21 protein-coding genes and 1 pseudogene are annotated in these 18,834 nt (G+C 67.4%); 17 read left to right on the plus strand and 5 right to left on the minus strand.

All coding sequences use genetic code 11. The annotated features are described in order from the left end of the window. The first annotated feature begins 7 nt into the window (after window positions 1-7). Window positions 8-1,009, plus strand: coding sequence for a helix-turn-helix domain-containing protein (locus Talka_RS07145; protein ID WP_143890430.1), 1,002 nt, complete (start codon window positions 8-10; stop codon window positions 1,007-1,009). Here Talka_RS07145 and Talka_RS07150 read toward each other — a convergent pair. Next, on the minus strand, window positions 989-1,723 hold the full coding sequence (locus Talka_RS07150; RefSeq protein ID WP_246100613.1) for a transporter substrate-binding domain-containing protein: 735 nt from the start codon (window positions 1,721-1,723) through the stop codon (window positions 989-991). The two genes, Talka_RS07145 and Talka_RS07150, sit on opposite strands and share 21 nt — an antisense overlap. 143 nt (window positions 1,724-1,866) lie before the next feature. On the opposite strand from Talka_RS07150, the gene Talka_RS07155 reads away from it, so the two are divergent. The 4 genes and pseudogenes from Talka_RS07155 to Talka_RS07170 all read left to right on the plus strand — a co-directional run bounded on the left by Talka_RS07155 (window position 1,867) and on the right by Talka_RS07170 (window position 5,594). Further along, window positions 1,867-4,191, plus strand: a complete 2,325-nt coding sequence (locus Talka_RS07155) for an NADP-dependent malic enzyme (protein WP_143890432.1) — start codon at window positions 1,867-1,869, stop codon at window positions 4,189-4,191. Window positions 4,192-4,354: 163 nt separating this feature from the next. Beyond that, entirely contained in the window at window positions 4,355-4,696 is a 342-nt protein-coding gene (locus Talka_RS07160; protein WP_246100614.1) for a guanyl-specific ribonuclease, read from the plus strand. A gap of 78 nt (window positions 4,697-4,774) precedes the next feature. Further along, window positions 4,775-5,170, plus strand: a pseudogene (locus Talka_RS07165) (barstar family protein); the annotation flags it as partial. Between the two features lie 190 nt (window positions 5,171-5,360). After that, a complete protein-coding gene (locus Talka_RS07170; protein ID WP_143890435.1) occupies window positions 5,361-5,594 on the plus strand; it encodes a coiled-coil domain-containing protein in 234 nt (77 codons plus the stop codon). Here the strand turns inward: Talka_RS07170 and rsmA are convergent. From rsmA to Talka_RS07185, 3 genes are read right to left on the minus strand one after another with little or no spacing between them, the layout of a single operon-like run. Further along, window positions 5,581-6,381: a 16S rRNA (adenine(1518)-N(6)/adenine(1519)-N(6))-dimethyltransferase RsmA gene (gene rsmA, locus Talka_RS07175; RefSeq protein WP_246100615.1), complete on the minus strand. Its 801-nt coding sequence runs from the start codon at window positions 6,379-6,381 to the stop codon at window positions 5,581-5,583. The two genes, Talka_RS07170 and rsmA, sit on opposite strands and share 14 nt — an antisense overlap. Further along, a complete protein-coding gene (locus tag Talka_RS07180; RefSeq protein ID WP_143890436.1) occupies window positions 6,378-7,697 on the minus strand; it encodes a peptidylprolyl isomerase in 1,320 nt (439 codons plus the stop codon). The genes rsmA and Talka_RS07180 overlap by 4 nt, the downstream gene beginning before the upstream one ends. Continuing rightward, the gene (locus Talka_RS07185; RefSeq protein WP_143890437.1) at window positions 7,690-10,170 is read right to left on the minus strand and encodes an LPS-assembly protein LptD; all 2,481 of its coding nucleotides are present in this window, start codon (window positions 10,168-10,170) and stop codon (window positions 7,690-7,692) included. Before Talka_RS07185 ends, Talka_RS07180 begins: the two co-directional genes overlap by 8 nt. Before the next feature lie 34 nt (window positions 10,171-10,204). Between Talka_RS07185 and Talka_RS07190 the strand changes: the two genes are divergently transcribed. After that, entirely contained in the window at window positions 10,205-11,332 is a 1,128-nt protein-coding gene (locus tag Talka_RS07190) for an aminoglycoside phosphotransferase family protein (protein WP_143890438.1), read from the plus strand. A gap of 18 nt (window positions 11,333-11,350) precedes the next feature. Then, complete coding sequence (locus Talka_RS07195) at window positions 11,351-12,124, plus strand: 16S rRNA (uracil(1498)-N(3))-methyltransferase (protein ID WP_143890439.1); 774 nt, start codon at window positions 11,351-11,353, stop codon at window positions 12,122-12,124. On the opposite strand, the gene Talka_RS07200 is transcribed toward Talka_RS07195, so the two are convergent. After that, window positions 12,088-12,576 carry an NUDIX hydrolase gene (locus Talka_RS07200; RefSeq protein ID WP_143890440.1) on the minus strand — a complete coding sequence of 163 codons (489 nt, stop codon included), beginning with the start codon at window positions 12,574-12,576 and terminating at the stop codon, window positions 12,088-12,090. The two genes, Talka_RS07195 and Talka_RS07200, sit on opposite strands and share 37 nt — an antisense overlap. Window positions 12,577-12,724: 148 nt before the next feature. Here Talka_RS07200 and Talka_RS07205 point away from each other — a divergent pair, with 148 nt between their 5' ends. The 10 genes from Talka_RS07205 (at window position 12,725) to rplR (ending at window position 18,820) form a co-directional block, all read left to right on the plus strand. After that, a complete protein-coding gene (locus Talka_RS07205; RefSeq protein ID WP_143890441.1) occupies window positions 12,725-13,870 on the plus strand; it encodes a Re/Si-specific NAD(P)(+) transhydrogenase subunit alpha in 1,146 nt (381 codons plus the stop codon). Between the two features lie 25 nt (window positions 13,871-13,895). Further along, a complete protein-coding gene (locus tag Talka_RS07210) occupies window positions 13,896-14,222 on the plus strand; it encodes an NAD(P) transhydrogenase subunit alpha part 2 (protein WP_143890442.1) in 327 nt (108 codons plus the stop codon). Then, window positions 14,219-15,655 carry an NAD(P)(+) transhydrogenase (Re/Si-specific) subunit beta gene (locus Talka_RS07215; protein ID WP_143890443.1) on the plus strand — a complete coding sequence of 479 codons (1,437 nt, stop codon included), beginning with the start codon at window positions 14,219-14,221 and terminating at the stop codon, window positions 15,653-15,655. Before Talka_RS07210 ends, Talka_RS07215 begins: the two co-directional genes overlap by 4 nt. Before the next feature lie 255 nt (window positions 15,656-15,910). Next, entirely contained in the window at window positions 15,911-16,279 is a 369-nt protein-coding gene (gene rplN, locus Talka_RS07220) for a 50S ribosomal protein L14 (protein ID WP_143890444.1), read from the plus strand. A gap of 9 nt (window positions 16,280-16,288) precedes the next feature. Then, on the plus strand, window positions 16,289-16,609 hold the full coding sequence (gene rplX, locus Talka_RS07225; RefSeq protein ID WP_143890445.1) for a 50S ribosomal protein L24: 321 nt from the start codon (window positions 16,289-16,291) through the stop codon (window positions 16,607-16,609). A gap of 2 nt (window positions 16,610-16,611) precedes the next feature. Next, window positions 16,612-17,151, plus strand: coding sequence for a 50S ribosomal protein L5 (rplE, locus tag Talka_RS07230; protein WP_143890446.1), 540 nt, complete (start codon window positions 16,612-16,614; stop codon window positions 17,149-17,151). 8 nt (window positions 17,152-17,159) lie between these two features. After that, on the plus strand, window positions 17,160-17,465 hold the full coding sequence (gene rpsN, locus Talka_RS07235) for a 30S ribosomal protein S14 (protein ID WP_143890447.1): 306 nt from the start codon (window positions 17,160-17,162) through the stop codon (window positions 17,463-17,465). A gap of 20 nt (window positions 17,466-17,485) precedes the next feature. Next, window positions 17,486-17,881 carry a 30S ribosomal protein S8 gene (gene rpsH, locus Talka_RS07240; protein WP_143890448.1) on the plus strand — a complete coding sequence of 132 codons (396 nt, stop codon included), beginning with the start codon at window positions 17,486-17,488 and terminating at the stop codon, window positions 17,879-17,881. Window positions 17,882-17,906: 25 nt separating this feature from the next. Further along, a complete protein-coding gene (gene rplF / locus Talka_RS07245) occupies window positions 17,907-18,440 on the plus strand; it encodes a 50S ribosomal protein L6 (protein ID WP_143890480.1) in 534 nt (177 codons plus the stop codon). A gap of 14 nt (window positions 18,441-18,454) precedes the next feature. Next, window positions 18,455-18,820: a 50S ribosomal protein L18 gene (rplR, locus tag Talka_RS07250; RefSeq protein WP_143890449.1), complete on the plus strand. Its 366-nt coding sequence runs from the start codon at window positions 18,455-18,457 to the stop codon at window positions 18,818-18,820. Window positions 18,821-18,834: the final 14 nt, after the last annotated feature.

Consider the following 18,834-nt stretch of genomic DNA (forward strand, 5'->3'; position numbering starts at 1 on the left):
GCGCACCATGAACGGGACTCTGCTTAGGAGTGGGGCGGTTTTTGCGGTCAAACGCACCACCGAAGTGCACTGCCACGCGCAGAACCTGACCGGCTGGCGACAAGACTATGAGCAGACCTCACCTGGACTGTTTGAAGGATTGGTGAGGGAGTATCAAGACTCGGTGCTGCAGATTTTTGAGGAGATCGCCAATCGATCAACCACACAATATTGTCAGACGTGGGATGAGGGTGTCTGGTTTGGTTTGCCCGTCGAGGAAACGGGGCAGAATTTGCTTTATATGGGCCATGCGCTACGACCAAACCAAATGATGGTGGCGCAAGGCCGGACCCTGTTTGATCTCCAAGTTCCAGAGGGATTCGGTCTTTATGGTGTGGTGATCAAGGCCCAGCAACTGCAGACTGCTTGGAAGCTCGCCCACGCCATGGACGATGACAGCAAGGCTGCTGCCTGGCAACTAGAGATGCCCCGGGTTTTTAACTTGACGCTTCCAACTCGGTTACGATTATCCGGTTTGTTGCGAGAGGCCCTCAACAATTTGCAAGCCTATCCCCAGGTTGTGCGCCATGCGGGCAGCGTAGCCGCGCTGCAGTCGGCAATTTTATCGACCCTGGTTCAAGTTTTAAGTTTAGAAAACACGGAGCCGACGGTGACGCTTCGTTGGCGCCGCAGGCTCGACCTTGTGCACCGGGCTCGATCGTTGGTGCTGAGCGATCCCGCTTCTTACCTAACCGTGGATCAGTTATGTCAAGCGCTGTATGTCACTCGTCGAACGCTGCAGAACTGTTTCCAATCGGTGCTTGGTATGAGTCCAGCTGCCTATTTAAGAGCTGTGCGTTTGAATCGAGTGCGTCAGGAGCTGTTGCAGGCGACGCCGGGTCAGACGGTGATCGATATTGCGGCCCGCTGGGGATTCTGGCATATGGGCCATTTCTCAAAAGAGTATCGAATCCTGTTCGCGGAAAAACCTTCGCAGACCCTGAAACGTTCACGAGCCATGGCTCGATAAGTCTCGTGCTGCAGGCGCGACGGTCGCGCCGTTGACGCCATGGCGCGCCATTAGGGCGGCTATCAGCCCACTGGCTTTGGCCCGCTCGACGAAATCGAACAATATCTGCGCCGCTTGGGGCCCGGCTGCGGCGCGGCACGCCATCGCTTGCTCGATTCGCATGAAATGACCGGGTAACAGGCGCAGGCCGGGTTGCCGATTCACCTCGCCCTGCAAGACGGCCCGGATGCCGGCTGCCACCTCGGCTCCGCTGGCTATGAAGTGCGGCACCACTTCAGGGGTTGAGGGCGCGCGCTCGATGCGGGCGTGGCGCAAGGTGCGGCTCAGAAACAGGTCATAGGCGCTGCCCTGCGCGACCACCACGCGCACGCCGGGTTGATCGATGTCGTCGTTGCATTGCAGAGCACTGTCCGCGCGGATCAGGTAACTGCCTTCAATCCAGAGGTAGGGCGCGGTAAACGCCAGCCCCTCGCTGCGCTGGGGATCGACGGCGAAAAAACCGATGTCGGCTTGACCGTCTCGAACCGCTGCCACTGCCGCCGCAGCGGTGGGCAGCGCCAGCAGCTGCAACGGCAGGTGACATTCATCGGCCAGCGCCTGTGCCAAATCAACCGACAAGCCAGCCAGGGTGGCGTCAGGGTTGCGGCGGGCCAAGAGTGCGTTGCCGAGATTGATGGCGGCGCGCAGCGTCGCGTGGGGTGCCAGCGGATGCATAACGCGCATCATGCCATGCACAGCCGGCGGCGGACAGCAACAGCCAGGGCTTTCTACAATGCTTGCGATCCATAGGGAGCAGAAGCCCTGCGAGCTGCGCAGCTGCTCAGACTCGGATCTTTGCCCACAGGAGGTTTGTTGAGGTGACCGATCCCGCCGCCGACCCGCGCGCGCAGCTGCGGCGCGCCGCGCTGGACTACCACGCCCATCCGCAGCCCGGCAAGCTGGCCGTCACGCCGACCAAGGCGCTGTCCAACCAGCGCGACCTGGCGCTGGCCTACTCGCCGGGCGTTGCCGCACCGTGCGAGGAGATCGTCGCCGATCCGGCCAGCGCGTTTCGCTACACCGGGCGCGGCAACCTGGTGGCGGTCATCACCAACGGCACGGCGGTGCTCGGGCTGGGCGACATCGGCCCGCTGGCGGCCAAGCCGGTGATGGAAGGCAAGGCCGTGCTGTTCAAGAAGTTCGCCGGCATCGATGTCTTCGATCTGGAGATCAACGAGAAAGACCCTGACAAGCTGGTCGAGATCATCGCGGCGCTGGAGCCCACCTTTGGCGGCATCAACCTGGAGGACATCAAGGCGCCGGACTGCTTCTACGTCGAGCGCAAGCTGCGCGAGCGCATGCGGATTCCGGTGTTCCACGACGACCAGCACGGCACGGCCATCGTCGTCGGCGCGGCGATCCTCAACGGGCTCAAGGTCGTCGGCAAGGACCTGCGGCAGGTCAAGCTCGTCACCAGCGGGGCCGGCGCGGCGGCGCTGGCGTGCCTGAACTTGCTGGTCAAGCTCGGGTTGCCGCGCGAGCGCATCTGGGTCACCGACCTGGCCGGCGTCGTCCACGAGGGGCGCACCGAGCTGATGGACCCCGACAAGGCGCAGTTCGCGCAAAAGACCGAGGCGCGCACGCTGGCCGAGGTCATCGACGGCGCCGATGTGTTCCTGGGGCTTTCGGCCGGCGGCGTGCTCAAGCCCGAGATGGTGGCGCGCATGGCGCCGCGGCCGCTGATCCTGGCGCTGGCCAACCCGACGCCGGAGATCCTGCCGGAGCAGGTGCGCGCGGTGCGCGACGACGCGGTGATCGCCACCGGCCGCAGCGACTACCCGAACCAGGTCAACAACGTTCTGTGCTTTCCGTACATCTTTCGCGGCGCGCTGGACTGCGGCGCCATCACCATCAACGACGAGATGGAAATCGCCGCGGTGCACGCGATTGCCGAGTTGGCGCAGGCCGAGCAGAGCGACGTGGTGGCGCAGGCCTACGCCGGCGAGCAGCTGGCCTTTGGGCCGGACTACCTGATCCCCAAGCCGTTTGACCCGCGGCTGATGATCCGCATTGCCCCTGCGGTGGCCGAGGCCGCCGCGCGCAGCGGCGTGGCCACGCGTCCGATCGAGGATTTGGACGCCTACCGCGAGCGGCTGCAAAGCTTTGTGTTCGCCTCCGGCACGCTGATGAAGCCAGTGTATGCGATCGCCAAACAGGCGCGGCACAAGCTGATCGCCTACGCCGAAGGCGAGGAAGAGCGCGTGCTGCGGGCCGCCCAAGTGGTGGTGGACGAGGGGCTGGCGCGGCCAGTGCTGATCGGGCGCCCGGCCATCATCGCGCAGCGCATCGAGCGCTTCGGTCTGCGTCTGCGCGAAGGCGTTGATTACGACGTGGTCAATGTGGAGCACGACCGCCGCTATAAGGCGTTTTGGCAGGATTACCACCGCTTGATGGAGCGCCGCGGCGTGACCGAACAGCTGGCCAAGATCGAGATGCGCCGGCGGCTGACGCTGATCGGCGCCATGCTGCTGCGCCACGGCGACGTGCACGGCCTCATTTGCGGCACCTGGGGCACGCCGCCGATGCATCTGACCTACATCGACCAGGTCATTGGCCTGCGCTCGGGCGCCAGCTGCTACGCGGCCATGAACGCGCTGCTGTTGCCGGGCCGGCAGGTGTTTCTGGTGGATACGCACATCAACGTGGATCCGAGCGCTGAGCAGCTGGCGGCCATCACGCAGATGGCTGCGCGCAAGATCATGCGCTTTGGCATCACGCCCAAAGCCGCGCTGCTGTCGCACTCCAACTTTGGTTCGTCGGATGCACCCAGCGCCGTCAAGATGCGCCAGGCGCTGGCCCTGCTGCGCGAGCAGGCGCCGTGGCTGGAGGTGGACGGCGAGATGCACGGCGACGTGGCGTTGGACGCGACGATGCGCCAGGCCATCATGCCGCGCAGCACGCTGACCGGCGAGGCCAACCTGCTGGTCTGCCCCAACATTGACGCGGCCAACATCGCCTACAACCTGCTCAAGACCGCCGCCGGCGGCGGCATCGCCATCGGCCCGATGTTGCTGGGCGTGGCCAAGCCGGTGCACATCCTGACGGCCAGCTCCACCGTGCGGCGCATCGTCAACATGACGGCGCTGACGGTGGCGGAGGCCAACGTCGGTCCGCGGGCGGTGGCCAGTGAAGCCGAGGGCTGATCGCGGATCGCTTGATCAAAAAGCGGCCGCGCTGTCAAGACCTTGTTTTGCAAGCCTCTTTGCGGCACACTTAAGCCCCTGTTTCGAGGGTTTTCCCTAGGCGTTGCGATCGGTGCGCGACAGGCTTCGATGGCGTTGGCTTGCGTGGGCGGCCATCGTATGGTTGAGTTTGAGCTGGGCGTTGCTGGCTTGGGCCCGCGGCCCCCTGCCGGACGACGCCACCGTAGCCTTAAGCCAGTTGCCGCGCGAAGCGCAGCTTGTCTGGCAACGCATCCGCCAAGGGGGCCCATTCCCTTACGAAAAGGACGGGACGGTGTTCTTCAACCGCGAGCGTCTGCTGCCGCCAGCCAAGCGCGGCTATTACCGCGAATACACGGTGCCCACTCCAGGGCTGAACCACCGCGGAGCGCGGCGCATCGTTTGCGGAGGTTGGACGCCCACCGAGCCCGACGCCTGTTATTACACGGCCGACCATTACGCGAGCTTTCGCCGTATCGTGCCGTGAGGCCGATGCCAGTGCTGCTGTGGCAGCAGGTGCGATCAGGCCGATCGTCTTTGACCCTATCCCAATTGCAACGAGACCATGGAACAGCCGCTGCGCAACGTTCGATCCAACATCGTTCAGTCGATCCGCGCCTTTACGGTGAAGGATCTGCAAGCCGCCGCCGAGGCGCTCGGGCATCATTTTTTGTATGCCAACCTTGCCACGGCGCTGAACAAGCAGGACATCCTGGAGCTGATTTCGACCCAGTTCCAGCTGCCGCCGCACAATGGCAAAAACCTGGACGCGCTCTATGACTGCCTGACCGACACGGTGTTCAAGTCCGGCCCCCAGACCGGCTTCGTGGTGGTGTTGGAGCATATCCCCACGAGTCCGAAGTTTGACAAGGAGGCGCGCGAGCAGCTGCTCGATGTCTTCCGCGACGTGGCCGACTTCTGGGCCGAGCGCAAGGTGCCGTTCCGCTGCTTCTACTCGTTCTCGGTGGCGCGCGCGCCCAAGCCCGCTGACCTCGAGCAGACCGACGAGCCGCTGCTGACCGACAAGCTGGTCGATGTCAGCCCGCAGGCGCTGCGCATGAGCAGCCCGTTCAACGCCGGCTACTGGCTCAGCGCGGCGTGAGGCCGGCAGCGGTCGTGCGCCGCCGGCGCGCCTGCGCTACCATGCAGGTATGAGCAGCATTGCGTTCGACACGCACAAGTTCGTCAAGCGCCTGCAGTCCTCCGGACTGACGCCGGAGCAGGCCGAGGCGCTGGTCGACGCGCTGAAGGACGCGGTCACCGACTCGCAGGTCGCCACCAAACACGATCTGGCGGAACTGAAGTACGACCTGTTGAAGTGGATCGTCGGCCTGGCGCTGGCCCAGTTCGGCGTGCTGATCGGCATCCTGCTCAGGCTGGCGTGAGGCCGGCGAGCCGCTGCGCCAGCGCGACGTAGTCGGCCACCGGCACCTCCTCGGCGCGGCGCTGCACGTCGAAGGCGCCGCCAAAGCCTCGCTCCTCCAGCCAACGGCCCAGCGTATGGCGCAACAGCTTGCGCCGCTGCGAGAATGCCACCTGCACCAGTTCCTCCAGCCGCGCCACGTCCAGCGGCGCCGGCTGCGGCCACGGCTCCATACGCACCACCGCGCTGGCGACGCGCGGCGGCGGCGTGAACGCCTGTGGCGGCACCTCCAGCACGCACTCCATCGCGTAGCGCCACTGCAGCATCACGCTCAGGCGCCCATAGGCGGCGCTGCACGGCGCGGCCACCATGCGCTCCACCACTTCCTTCTGCAGCATGAAGTGCTGATCCTGCACGCGGTCGGCCCAGCGCAGCAGGTGGAACAGGATCGGCGTGGAGATGTTGTACGGCAGGTTGCCGACCACGCGCAGCCGCCGCGGCGCGCAGGCGTCGGCGAGCTGGCCGAAGTCCACCGTCAGTACGTCGGCCTGCACCACCGTGAGGCCGCCGTGAGCGCGCAGCCGCGCCGCCAGGTCGCGGTCCAGCTCCACCACCGTCAGGCGCTGCAGCCGCTGCAGCAGCGGCTGCGTCAGCGCCCCCAGGCCCGGGCCGATCTCCACCACCGCGTCACCCGCCTCCGGGTCGATCGCACGCACCAGCGCGTCGATGACGGCCGGGTCGCTCAGGAAATGCTGGCCAAAGCGCTTGCGCGCGCGGTGGCCGTCCAGCGTGGCGGCAGCCGGCTTCACAGCTCGGTCTCGCGAATCTCGACGTAGGTGCGCGCGCGCGCTTCGCGCGCCAACTCGGCCAGCGCTTCCTCGGCTTTGCGCTGGCGCAGCAGCGCGCGGATGCGGTCGCGCTGCTCGCGTTCGGTCAGCGCCACTTCGCGCCGCTGCAGCACTTCGATCAGATGCACGCCAAAGCGGGTGACGACCGGCTCCGACACCTGCCCCGGCGCCAGCGCCTCCATCGCCTGCTCGAACTCCGGCACGAACACGCCTGGCGCGGCCCAGCCGAGACGGCCGCCGTCGCGGGCGCTGGCGTCCTGGCTGACCTCGCGCGCGGCAGCCTCGAAGGAGGTTTGGCCGCCGATGATGCGCGCGCGCAGCTGCGCCAAGCGCTGCGTGGCGGCGGCGCGCTCGGCCTCGTTGTCGGCGCGCAGCAGGATGTGGCGCACCTCGGTCTGCGTCACGGCAGGCGGCGGCAGGTCAACGTGGCGCTGCGTCAGCACCTTCAGCACGTGCCAGCCGGCGCCGCTGCGCAGCGGGCCGACGACGCTGCCGACCGGCTGGCCGCGTACCGCCTCCCAGAACAGCGTCGGGTAGCGGTCGGCGCGCCGCAGGCCCAGCGACCCACCCTGTGCGGCTTCCGGCGCCTGCGACCACTGGCGCGCCAGCTGCGCGAAGTCCTCGCCGGCGCGGGCGCGCCGCGCCACCTCCTCGGCGCGCTGGCGCGCGCGCGCCTGCTCCTCGGCGCCGGCGTTTTCCGGCACGGCAATCAGCACCTGCGCCAGCTCCAGCGCCACTTGCGCCGGGTCGCGCGGCTGCTGGCGCTCGCGCAGCCAGGCGTCGATCTCGGCTTCGCTGACGCGCGCGCGCGCCTCCTCGCGCTCGCGCAGGCGTTGCAGGGTCAGCTCATCGCGTAAATGGGAGCGCAGCGAGTCCACCGTCAACCCAGCGGCAGGCAGCTGCTCGCGCAGCTGCGCCACCGTCAGGCCGTTGCGCCGCGCCACCTCGGCCTCGGCGGCATCCACGTCGGCGTCGCTGACGCGGATGCCGGCCTCCTGCGCCGTCTGCAGCAGCGCGCGCTCTTCGATCAGGCGCTCCAGCGCCTCGCGCGTCCGCTCGGCGCGCGCCGTCGCTGGGGCGCCGGGCGGCAGCGGCTCGCGCGCCAGTCGGGCGCGCAGCTCGCTGGCGGTGATGGGCTGGCCGCCCACCAGGGCGACGATGTGATCGACGGTGACACTGCCGCCGCGCAGCGGCTGCGCCGTGGCTGACGCAGCCCACGCCACGGCCAGCAGCGCGCCGGCCAGCGTGTGCCGCAGGATCCGCAAAGGGCTATTCATAGGTCTGAAAACGGCTCGGCGGGTTGACGTCTTCGCGCAAATATTGGTAGCGCGGGATGTGTTGGCGCAGCGCCTGCAGCGGGTTGCTGCCCAGGCGCGAAAAGCCGGAAAACTCCAGCTGAAACAGGATGCGCTGGTTGGCGCTGGTGCGGCTCTGCTGCAGCCGCTCCAGCACCACGCGCGCAATCCAGCAGCCAGCATCGTATTCGAAGCCCGCCACCAGGTCGACGATGCGCCGCTCCAACAGGCTGTAGTTGAGCCGTCCGACGCTATACCACTGTCCAGGGCCCAGACCTTGGCCCGGCACGGGCTGCGGCGCAGGGCCGCGCAGGGCCGCCAGCGGCCATTGCCAGGCCACATCCAGCAGCCGGCTGCGCGCCACCGTGGTCTCGTTGTTGCGGTAGGCGGCGCTCAGCACCCGGTAGGGCCCAGGCTGATAGCGGGCGGTCAGCAGCGTGCGCACTGAGGTGCGCAGCTCCGTGTTGAATTGCCACGTGCCATTGAACGACCATGAGGAGGCCGGCTGCAGCGTGGCGCCGATCAGGATGTCGCTGCGCCCGGTGGCCAGCGCCGCCTCGTTCGGCAGCGTCACACGCTGCTCGCGCAGGCGCAGCCGCTGCGCCACGCCAAGGCTGGCCAGCTCGCCACCGTCGTCGGCGTCGTAGAGCCTTGTCGTGAGCCCGTAGGTGACGCTGCGCGCATCGGCGATGCGGTCGTGACCGGCGTAAGGGTTGGCGGCGTAGATCGTGGCCAGGTTGAAGTCGTAGGCCGCGCTGTCGTACACCGGCAGCAGGCGTTGGTCGCGAAACGGCGTGGCCGCCAGCAGCACGCGCGGCTCCAAGGTTTGCACCACCGCGCGGGGGCCCCACTGCGCTTCGCGCTCGAAAATCAGACCGGCGTCGAGGGCGCCGGTGGGCAGGGCGACGCTGGCGCGCTGGCGTCCGTCCCCTAGCGGCTGCTCAAAGCGATAGTGGCGCGCGTGCAGCTGCAGGCTCGGCTGCACAAACCAGCCCGGCGCCTCCCAGCGCCGCTGCAGCCGCGCCACCGCCAGCGTGCGCGTGCCGTTGACGTCGGTGCGCTGCTCGCCGGGGCTGATGCCGTCCCAGACGGTGGGCGTGCGCGCGGTGCGGAACTGCGTCAGCTCCGCATCCAGCGTCAGGAGCCAACCATTCGCAAGACCCCCTTCCCCCATCGGCGGCCGCCAGCGCAGCGCCAGCGACGGCAGACGGTCATACGGGGCCACGATCTGCTCAGGGCCGATGGCCGTCAGACTCGGCGCCGCGCCCAAAGTCTGCCAGCGCTGCGCCAGCAGGCTGTAAGACCAGTCGCCTGAGCCGCCGCTGACCACCGCCTCGTTGGCCAGCAGGCGCTGCGCCAGGTTGGTGATGACCGTGGTGCGCGGAAAATCGCGCCAGTAGTCGTCGTCGCTGACGCGGTTGAGGTTGAGGCGCAGGCCGGCGCCGGGCAGCCAGTCCCAGTCGTGCAGCGCGTGCTGGTGCTGCACCGCATACGCCCAGCGGTTGCGATCGCGCAAGCGGTCGCTGCCCATCCACGCCGCGCGCATTTGGCCGGCGTAAGTGGGCTCCAGGTAGCGAAACTCGCCGCCCAGATCGAACCCGCGGCGCGTCATCAGCGTGGGGTAGAGCGTCGCGTCGCGGTTCGGCGCCAGGTTGAAGTAGTACGGCACCGTGGTCTCGAAGCCGCTCTTGTTGTCGAGGTTGAACGTGGGTGGCAGCACCCCGCTCTTGCGCGCGCTCGACAACGGAAAGCTGATCCACGGCGCGGCCAGCAGCGGCACGCCCCGAAACTCCAGCCGCGCGCCGCGCGCCTCGCCGGTGTCGGCGGCTAGATCAAACCGCACCTCATCGGCGCGCAGGGCCCAGTCAGGCTGCCAATCGCCTTGCGATGGGCGCGGGCAGGTGCTGTAGCGGACTTGGTGCGCCACCGAACGCTGCTCGTCCAGGAAATCCACCCGCGCCGCCTCGCCGCGGCCGCCGGTGCGGCGCAGCTCGAAGCGCACATCGTCAAAGCGCCCTTCGAAGGTGTCGAGGCGCAATTGCAGCCGCGTGCCCTCATACACGTCGCCGAGCCGGTTGACGCGCACCGTGCCCTCGGCCAGCGCGGTGTCGTCGGCGGCGGTGTGCTGCAGGCGCTGCGCGCGCAGCACCAGATCGTGCCGCCGCAGCAGCGCGTCGCCTTCGACTTCCACCTGTTCGTCGGCGCGGCCATGGATGCGCTGGCCCTCCAGCGTCAGCGGCAACTGCCGACGCAGCGGGGGGGGCACTTCCTGCAAGGTCAGCGATGGTTGCAGCAACAGCGCTTCCTGACTCCAAACGCTGCCCGACCATGCCGCCCAGGCGCCGATCCACAGCCAAGGCCGCAGCGCCGCGCGCCCGCTGCGCCTCAATGGCGTCTCGGCGCGAAGCGTCAGCACGGCAACGAGAAATCGGCGCAGGTTGGCGTAGCCCAGCATGGGGCGGCTCCGTAGAATCGCGCTTCGATTATCCATGAGCACCGATCTCTATCCCGCCTGCGGCGCGGTCGCCTGGTCCGACCCGGCGCGCGCCGCCGCTTTCGAGCGCTGGCTGGCGCGGGTGGCCCCCGCGCACGGCCTGCGCCCCGAGACGCTGCGTCCGGCCAGCGCCGACGCGAGCTTTCGCCGCTACTTCCGCATCGACTGCGACGCTGCGCACGGCGGCGGCACGCGCATCGTCATGGACGCTCCGCCGGCGCACGAGGACAGCCGCCCGTTCGTGCGCGTGGCGGGCCTGATGCGCGAGGCCGGCGTGCGCGCGCCCGAGGTGCTCGCGTGGGACGAGGCCGACGGCTTCCTGCTGCTGACGGACTTGGGCACGCAGACGCTGCTGCAGGCGCTGGATCCGCAGCAGCCCGACGCCGCCCTACCCTACTTCAAGGACGCAATCGCCGCCCTGGTGGCGTGGCAGCGCGCCAGCCGCCCCGGCGTGCTGCCGCCGTACGACGAGGCGCTGCTGCGGCGCGAGCTGGCGCTGTTTCCCGACTGGTATCTGGCGCGCCACAAGGGCATCACCTTGTCGGAGGCGCAGCGGCGCACGCTGGAGGCGGCCTTCGACCTCATCGTGCAGCGGGTGCTGGCGCAGCCCACCGTGTGGGTGCACCGCGACTACATGCCGCGCAACCTGATGCTGCCCGCCGGCGGCTTCGACCCGTCGCATCCTGAAGGACGGCTCGGGGTGCTGGATTTTCAGGACGCCGTGCACGGCCCGCTCACCTATGACATCGCCAGCCTCATGCGCGATGCCTTCCTCAGCTGGGACGAGGAGGTGGTGCTCGACGTCACCATCCGCTACTGGGAAGCGGCGCGCAAGGCCGGGCTGCTGGACGCGGAGGGCTGGGCGCAGGACTTCGGGGCGTTCTACCGCGCGGTGGAGTGGATGGGGCTGCAGCGCCATCTGAAGGTGGCAGGGATCTTTGCGCGGCTGACGCTGCGCGACGGCAAGCCGAAATACCTGGCCGATGCGCCGCGCTTCATCGCCTACATCCGCCACACCGCGGCGCGCTACCGTGAGCTGAAAGCCCTGCTGCAGCTGATCGACGCGGTGGAGGGCATCGAGACCCCGGTGGCCTACGCCTTCGGCCGCCCGTGGCTGAGCTGATCCGCCGCGCGCCGCCCCATGGCCGTCCCGCGCATCCACCTGCCGCAGCCGCTCGACGCCGGCCAGACGCTGGCGCTGCCGGCGGAGGCGGCGCGCCACGTGCAGGTGCTGCGGCTGCAGCCGGGCGACGCGCTGACGCTGTTCGGTGATCCGGCGCGCGGCGGCGAGTGGCGCGCGCGCGTGCGCTCGATGGGCCGGCGCGACGTCACGGTGGTGGTGGAGGCGCACGTGGCGGTGGAGCGCGAGCCGGCGCGCGCGGTGCACCTGGCGGTGGGCATGCCCGCCAACGAGCGTATGGACTGGCTGGTCGAGAAGGCCACCGAACTCGGCGTGGCCAGCATCCAGCCGCTGCGGACCGCGCGCACGGTGCTACGGCTGGATGGCGAGCGCGCGGCGCGCAAGGTGGCGCACTGGCAGGCGGTGGCCGTGGCCGCCTGCGAGCAATGCGGCGGCAACCGCGTGCCGGTGGTGCACCCGGTGCGGGGGCTCACGGACTGGCTGGCCGACCCGGCGCGCGCGGCGCTGGGCGCGGGCGTCTGGCTGTCGCTGGCCGCCGGCAGCGTGCCGCTGGCGGCCTGGGCGGCGGGCCACGGCGGCCCATGCCATGTCGTGCTGGGGCCGGAAGGGGGGCTCGCCGACGCGGAGGAGGCGGCGCTGGCGCAGGCGGGCTTCACGCCGCTGTCGCTGGGCGCGCGCACGCTGCGCAGCGAGACCGCGGCGCTGGCGGCGCTCGCTTGCTTGACGCTGGGCCAGCTTCAGCCGGGCGCGGCCCACACCGACGCATCGGTGTAGATCGCCTCCAGCGGCAGACGGCGGCCGGCGGCGTGGTCCTCGATGCAGCGCAGCACCAGCGGGCTGCGGTGGCGCGCGCGGCTGGCGCGCACCTCCTCCAGCGTCAGCCACAGCGTGCGCACGATGCCCGCATCCAGCGCGCGGCCCGGCTCGGCCGGGCCGAGCGCGCCGGTGAACGCCAGCCGCAGGTAGGTGACGTCCTCGCCGGTGGCGGGGCGCTGGAAGCGTGACAGGTACACCCCCAGCAGCGCGGTGGGCGTAAAGCGGTGCGCGGTCTCCTCCAGCACCTCGCGCGCGCAGGCCTCCACCGGCCCCTCGCCCGGGTCCAGGTGGCCGGCCGGGTTGTTCAGGCGCAGCCCCTCGGGCGTGTGCTCCTCCACCAACAGGTATCGGCCGTCGCGCTCGATGATGGCGGCCACCGTCACGCTTGGCTTCCAGCGTTGCAGGTTCATCGCGCCATTATCAGGCGTGACCGGGCCCATCGGTCATCCCTTATATTGTGCGTATGCACGCACGACGTGCATCGCGACGTTGCGACGGCAGGCGTCCAAGTCGCGCTACAGTGGCGAAGCCGCAGAACCGATCAGAGGAGAACCCACCATGCGCATCGGCGTGCCTGCCGAAACGGCAGCGCTCGAGACCCGGGTGGCCGTCACCCCGGAGACCGCCAAAAAGCTCGTGGCCCAGGGCCACACGGTGCTGGTACAGGCCGGCGCCGGGGCCTCCAGCGGTGCGCCCGATGAGGCGTATCGGGCGGTCGGCGCCGAAATCGTGGACGCCGCCACGGCGCTGGGCGCTGACTTGGTGCTGAAGGTGCGCGGCCCCTCCGACGCCGAGCTGGCGCAGATGAAATCCGGCTCGACCCTGGTCGGCATGCTCAACCCGTTCGACGCCGAGGGCTTGCAGCGCCTGGCCGCCGCCGGCCTGACGGCGTTCGCGCTGGAGGCTGTGCCGCGCACCACGCGCGCGCAGAGCATGGACGTGCTGTCCAGCCAGGCCAACATCGCCGGCTACAAGGCCGTGATGCTGGCGGCCAACCACTACCAGCGGCTGTTTCCGATGCTGATGACGGCCGCCGGCACCATCAAGGCCGCGCGCGTCGTCGTGCTGGGCGTGGGCGTGGCGGGCCTGCAGGCGATCGCCACCGCCAAGCGGCTGGGCGCGGTGATCGAGGCCTCTGACGTGCGCCCGGCGGTCAAGGAACAGGTCGAGTCGCTCGGCGCCAAGTTCATCGACGTGCCGTACGAGACCGACGAGGAGCGCGAGTGCGCCCAGGGCGTGGGCGGCTACGCGCGCCCGATGCCGCCGAGCTGGCTGGAGCGCCAGAAGGTCGAGGTGGCCAAGCGCGTGGCGCAGGCCGACGTCGTCATCTCCACCGCGCTGATCCCGGGCCGCCCGGCGCCGACCCTCGTCACCGAGGACATGGTGCGCAGCATGAAGCCCGGCTCGGTGATCGTCGACCTCGCCGCCGGCCGCGGCCCCATCGGCCCGCACGGCCAGCCGGGCGGCAACTGCCCGCTGACGGTGCCGGACCAGGTTGTCACCGTGCACGGCGTCACGATCGTCGGCCACACCAACCTGCCGGCGCTGGTGGCGGCCGACGCCTCGGCGCTGTACGCGCGCAATGTGCTGGATTTCCTCAAGCTCATCGTCACCAGGGAAGGCCAGCTGCAGCTCAACCTCGACGACGACATCGTCGCCGCCTGCCTGGTCGCGCACGGCGGCGAGGTGCGGCGCAAGCCCTGACCCGATCCCCCCACGGAGGCCCGCCATGGAAGCCGTCTCGCCCATCCTCTACAACGTCATCATCTTCGTGCTGGCCATCTACGTCGGCTACCACGTGGTCTGGAACGTCACGCCGGCGCTGCACACGCCGCTGATGGCCGTCACCAACGCCATCTCCGCCATCGTCATCGTCGGCGCGATGCTGGCGGCGGCGCTCACCGAGACGGGCCTGGGCAAGGCCATGGGGGTGCTGGCGGTGGCGCTGGCCGCGGTCAACGTCTTCGGCGGTTTCCTCGTCACGCGCCGCATGCTGGAGATGTTCAAGAAGAAGGAACGCAAGACCCCGGCCGCCGGGCAAGGAGAGCGCGCATGAGCATGAACCTGGTGGTGCTGCTGTACCTGGTGGCCAGCGTCTGCTTCATCCAGGCGCTCAAAGGTTTGAGCCACCCGACCACCTCGATCCGCGGCAACGTCTTCGGCATGACCGGGATGGCGATCGCCATCCTGACCACCGCCGCGCTGATCGTGGAGCTGTCGGGCGGCGGCGCGCAGGGCATGGTGTGGGTGCTGCTCGGGCTGCTCGTCGGCGGCACGGCCGGCGCCATCATGGCCAAGCGCGTCGAGATGACCAAGATGCCGGAGCTGGTGGCCTTCATGCACAGCATGGTGGGCCTGGCGGCGGTGTTCATCGCCATCGCCGCCGCGCACGAGCCGTATGCGTTCGGCATCGTGCAGCGCGGCGCCGACGGCGCGGTGCCGCCGATCCCGGTCGGCAACAAGGTCGAGCTGTTCCTCGGTGCGGCCATCGGCGCCATCACCTTCAGCGGCTCGGTGATCGCCTTCGGCAAGCTGTCGGGCAAGTACAAGTTCCGCTTGTTCCAGGGCGCGCCGGTGGTGTTCCCAGGGCAGCACCTGCTCAACCTGGCGCTGGGCCTGGCCACGCTGGCGCTGGGCATCGCCTACGCCGTCACCGAAAGCCACGCGGCGTTCTACCTGATGCTGGCGTTGAGCTTCGTGCTGGGGGTGCTGATCATCATCCCGATCGGCGGCGCCGACATGCCGGTGGTGGTCTCGATGCTCAACAGCTACTCCGGCTGGGCGGCCGCCGGCATCGGCTTTTCGCTCAACAACCCGATGCTGATCATCGCCGGCTCGCTGGTGGGGTCGTCCGGCGCGATCCTGTCCTACATCATGTGTAAGGCGATGAACCGTTCGTTCATCAACGTGATCCTGGGCGGCTTCGGCGCCGACCCCGCCGCGGCCCAGGGCGCGCAGCAGCAGCGCACCGTCAAGAGCGGCAGCGCCGACGACGCTGCCTTCATCCTGTCCAACGCCGAAAGCGTCATCATCGTGCCGGGCTACGGCCTGGCGGTGGCGCGCGCGCAGCATGCCGTCAAGGAGCTGGCGCAGAAGCTCACCGAGAAGGGCATCAGCGTCAAGTACGCCATCCACCCGGTGGCCGGCCGCATGCCCGGGCACATGAACGTGCTGCTCGCGGAGGCCGAGGTGCCCTACGACCAGGTGTTCGAGATGGAGGACATCAACCCCGAGTTCGGCCAGACCGACGTGGCCATCATCCTCGGCGCCAACGACGTCGTCAACCCGGCCGCGCTGCAGAAGGGCAGCCCGATCTACGGCATGCCGATCCTGGAGGCCTACAAGGCGCGCACCGTCATCGTCAACAAGCGCTCGATGGCCACCGGCTACGCCGGGCTGGACAACGAGCTGTTCTACATGGACAAGACGATGATGGTGTTTGGCGACGCGAAGAAGGTGGTGGAAGACATCGTCAAAGCCATCGAGTGATGGCTGGGGCATGAAAGCCGAACGGCAGCCGTGTGCATGGAGCACGGAGCGTGCCGGCCTTGCCGTGGCGTGACCAGGGCCGACGCGCATGAAGAAGGGCGTTGACACGCCCTTTCCTTTTTGCGACAATACGAGGCTTCACCCGTTTGGGTGAACATCATCTGCCCAACCAAGCGAGCTTGCTCGCTGCGACGGGCCCAAGACTGATCGCCTCAGCCACTGTGGCTTGAGGGTTCAAGTTGGGACAACATCATCATGATTCAGACGCAAACTCGACTCGATGTTGCGGACAACACGGGCGCCAAGTCCGTGATGTGCATCAAAGTGCTGGGCGGCTCCAAGCGCCGCTACGCCAGTGTGGGCGACATCATCAAGGTCAGCATCAAAGAGGCCGCGCCGCGCGGGCGGGTCAAAAAAGGCGAGGTTTACAACGCGGTGGTCGTTCGCACCGCCAAAGGCATTCGCCGCCCTGACGGCGCTCTGATCAAATTCGACAGCAACGCAGCGGTGCTGTTGAACAACAAGCTGGAGCCGATCGGCACCCGCATTTTCGGCCCGGTCACGCGTGAGCTGCGCACCGAGCGGTTTATGAAAATCGTCTCGCTGGCCCCTGAGGTTCTGTGAGGAGCGGCCATGAACAAGATTCGCAAGGGCGACGAAGTGATCGTGATCGCGGGTCGCGACAAAGGCAAGCGCGGTCGGGTGTTGCGCCGCGTGGATGAGCAGCGCGTGGTGGTGGAGGGGGTCAACATCGTGAAAAAGCACGTGCGCCCCAATCCGCTCAAAGGCGTGGCTGGCGGCATTATTGAAAAAACCATGCCGATCCACCAATCCAACATCGCGATTTACAACCCTGCCACTGGCAAAGCCGATCGGGTTGGCATCAAGATTCTGGCCGACGGCACCAAGGTGCGCGTCTATAAGTCCAGCGGCGAAGAAATCAAGGTGGCTTGACCATGGCACGTTTCCAACAGCTCTACCGCGAAAAAATCGCGCCGGCGCTGCAAAAGCAGTTTGGCTACAAATCGGTGATGGAAGTGCCGCGCATCACCAAGATCACGCTCAACATGGGCGTGGGCGAGGCGGTGGCCGATAAAAAGGTGCTGGAAAACGCGGTTGCCGATCTGGCCAAAATCGCAGGTCAAAAGCCGGTGGTGACGCGCGCGCGCAAGGCGATTGCGGGGTTCAAGATCCGCCAAGGCCAGCCCATTGGCTGCATGGTGACGCTGCGCGGCGCCCGCATGTATGAGTTTTTGGATCGTCTGGTGACGATCGCGCTGCCGCGCGTGCGCGATTTTCGTGGCGTCTCGGCGCGCGCTTTCGACGGGCGTGGCAACTACAACATCGGCGTGCGCGAGCAAATCATCTTCCCTGAAATCGAATACGACAAGGTCGATGCGGTGCGGGGTCTGAACATCAGCATCACGACCACGGCCAAAACCGACGAAGAGTGCAAGGCGCTGCTCGCCGGGTTCCGTTTTCCGTTCAAGAATTGAGGTGATCCGTGGCCAAGCAAGCTCTGCTTCAGCGTGAACTCAAGCGCGCCAAGCTGGTCGCCAAGTTCGCCAAAAAATACAACGAACTGAAGGCTATCGCCAAAGACGCCAAGCGCTCTGCCGAAGAGCGCGAGGCGGCGCGGCTGGCCTTGCAGAAATTGCCGCGTAATGCCAATCCGACGCGGCAGCGCAACCGCTGCGGCATCACCGGCCGTCCGCGCGGTACATTCCGCCAGTTCGGCCTGTCGCGCATGAAGATCCGTGAAATGGCTTTTGCGGGCGAAATCCCGGGCGTCATCAAGGCGAGCTGGTAAGTCGCGAAGGAGAACCCCAAATGAGCATGAGTGATCCGATCGCCGACATGCTGACCCGCATCCGCAATGCGCAAATGGTCGAAAAAGCCTCGGTGTCGATGCCCGCATCCAAGCTTAAAGTTGCCATTGCGCAAGTGCTCAAAGACGAAGGTTACATCGACGGTTTCCAGGTCAAAGAGCAAAACGGCAAAAAAGAGCTTGAAATCGCCCTGAAATACTACGCCGGTCGTCCGGTGATCGAGCGCATCGAGCGGGTGAGCCGTCCGGGGCTGCGCGTTTATCGGGGGGCTAAGGAAATCCCTCAGGTGATGAATGGTCTGGGTGTTGCCATCGTCACCACGCCAAAAGGTGTGATGACCGACCGCAAGGCGCGTGCCGTCGGCGTGGGCGGAGAAGTGCTGTGCTACGTCGCGTAATGCGGGAGCGGAAGGAGCAAGATCGATGTCTCGTGTAGCCAAAGCGGCCATCGCCATCCCGCAAGGCGTTGAGGTGGTGATTGGCCAAGAACAGATCAGCGTGAAAGGCGCGCTTGGGGCGTTGGCGTTGGCGCTGAACCCGCGCGTCAAGGTTGTCCAGGAAGGCGGCAAGCTCACCTTTGCGCCAACAGATTCTTCGCGTGAAGCGGATGCATTAAGCGGCACCGTGCGTCAATTGGTCAACAACATGGTCATTGGCGTCAGCAAAGGCTTTGAGCGCAAGCTGACGCTGGTGGGCGTGGGCTACAAAGCCGCGGCCCAAGGCAACAAGCTCAACCTCAACATCGGGTTTTCGCATCCAGTAGAAATGGTCATGCCCGAAGGCATCAAGGTCGAAACCCCTTCGCCGACCGAGATCGTCATCAAAGGGGCCGATCGCCAACGGGTGGGTCAGGTGGCGGCTGAAGTGCGCGCGGTGCGTCCGCCTGAGCCTTACAAAGGCAAAGGCATTCGTTACGCGGACGAAACGGTGGTCCTCAAAGAGACCAAGAAGAAATAACAGGAGCGCGCATCATGTTGAACAAAAAACAACAGCGTCTGCGCCGCGCGCGCCAAACTCGTGTGCGCATCGCCCAGCAAGGCGCGGTGCGGTTGCAGGTGCATCGAACCAACTTGCACATTTACGCCAACATCATCTCGCCCGACGGCGGAAGAATTCTCGCGTCGGCCTCGACGTTGGAGCCCGAAGTGCGCGCCCAGCTTGGCGGCAAAGGCAAAGGTGGCAATGTGGCGGCGGCTGCCATCATCGGGCGCCGTATTGCCGAAAAAGCCAAAGCTGCAGGGGTCGAAAAAGTGGCGTTCGACCGCTCCGGCTTCAAATATCACGGTCGCGTCAAAGCGCTCGCCGAAGCCGCGCGTGAAGGCGGTCTGAAGTTTTGACGCTCGAGGTGACG

It is taken from the genome of Tepidimonas alkaliphilus (assembly GCF_007556595.1).
GTDB lineage: Bacteria > Pseudomonadota > Gammaproteobacteria > Burkholderiales > Burkholderiaceae_C > Tepidimonas > Tepidimonas alkaliphila.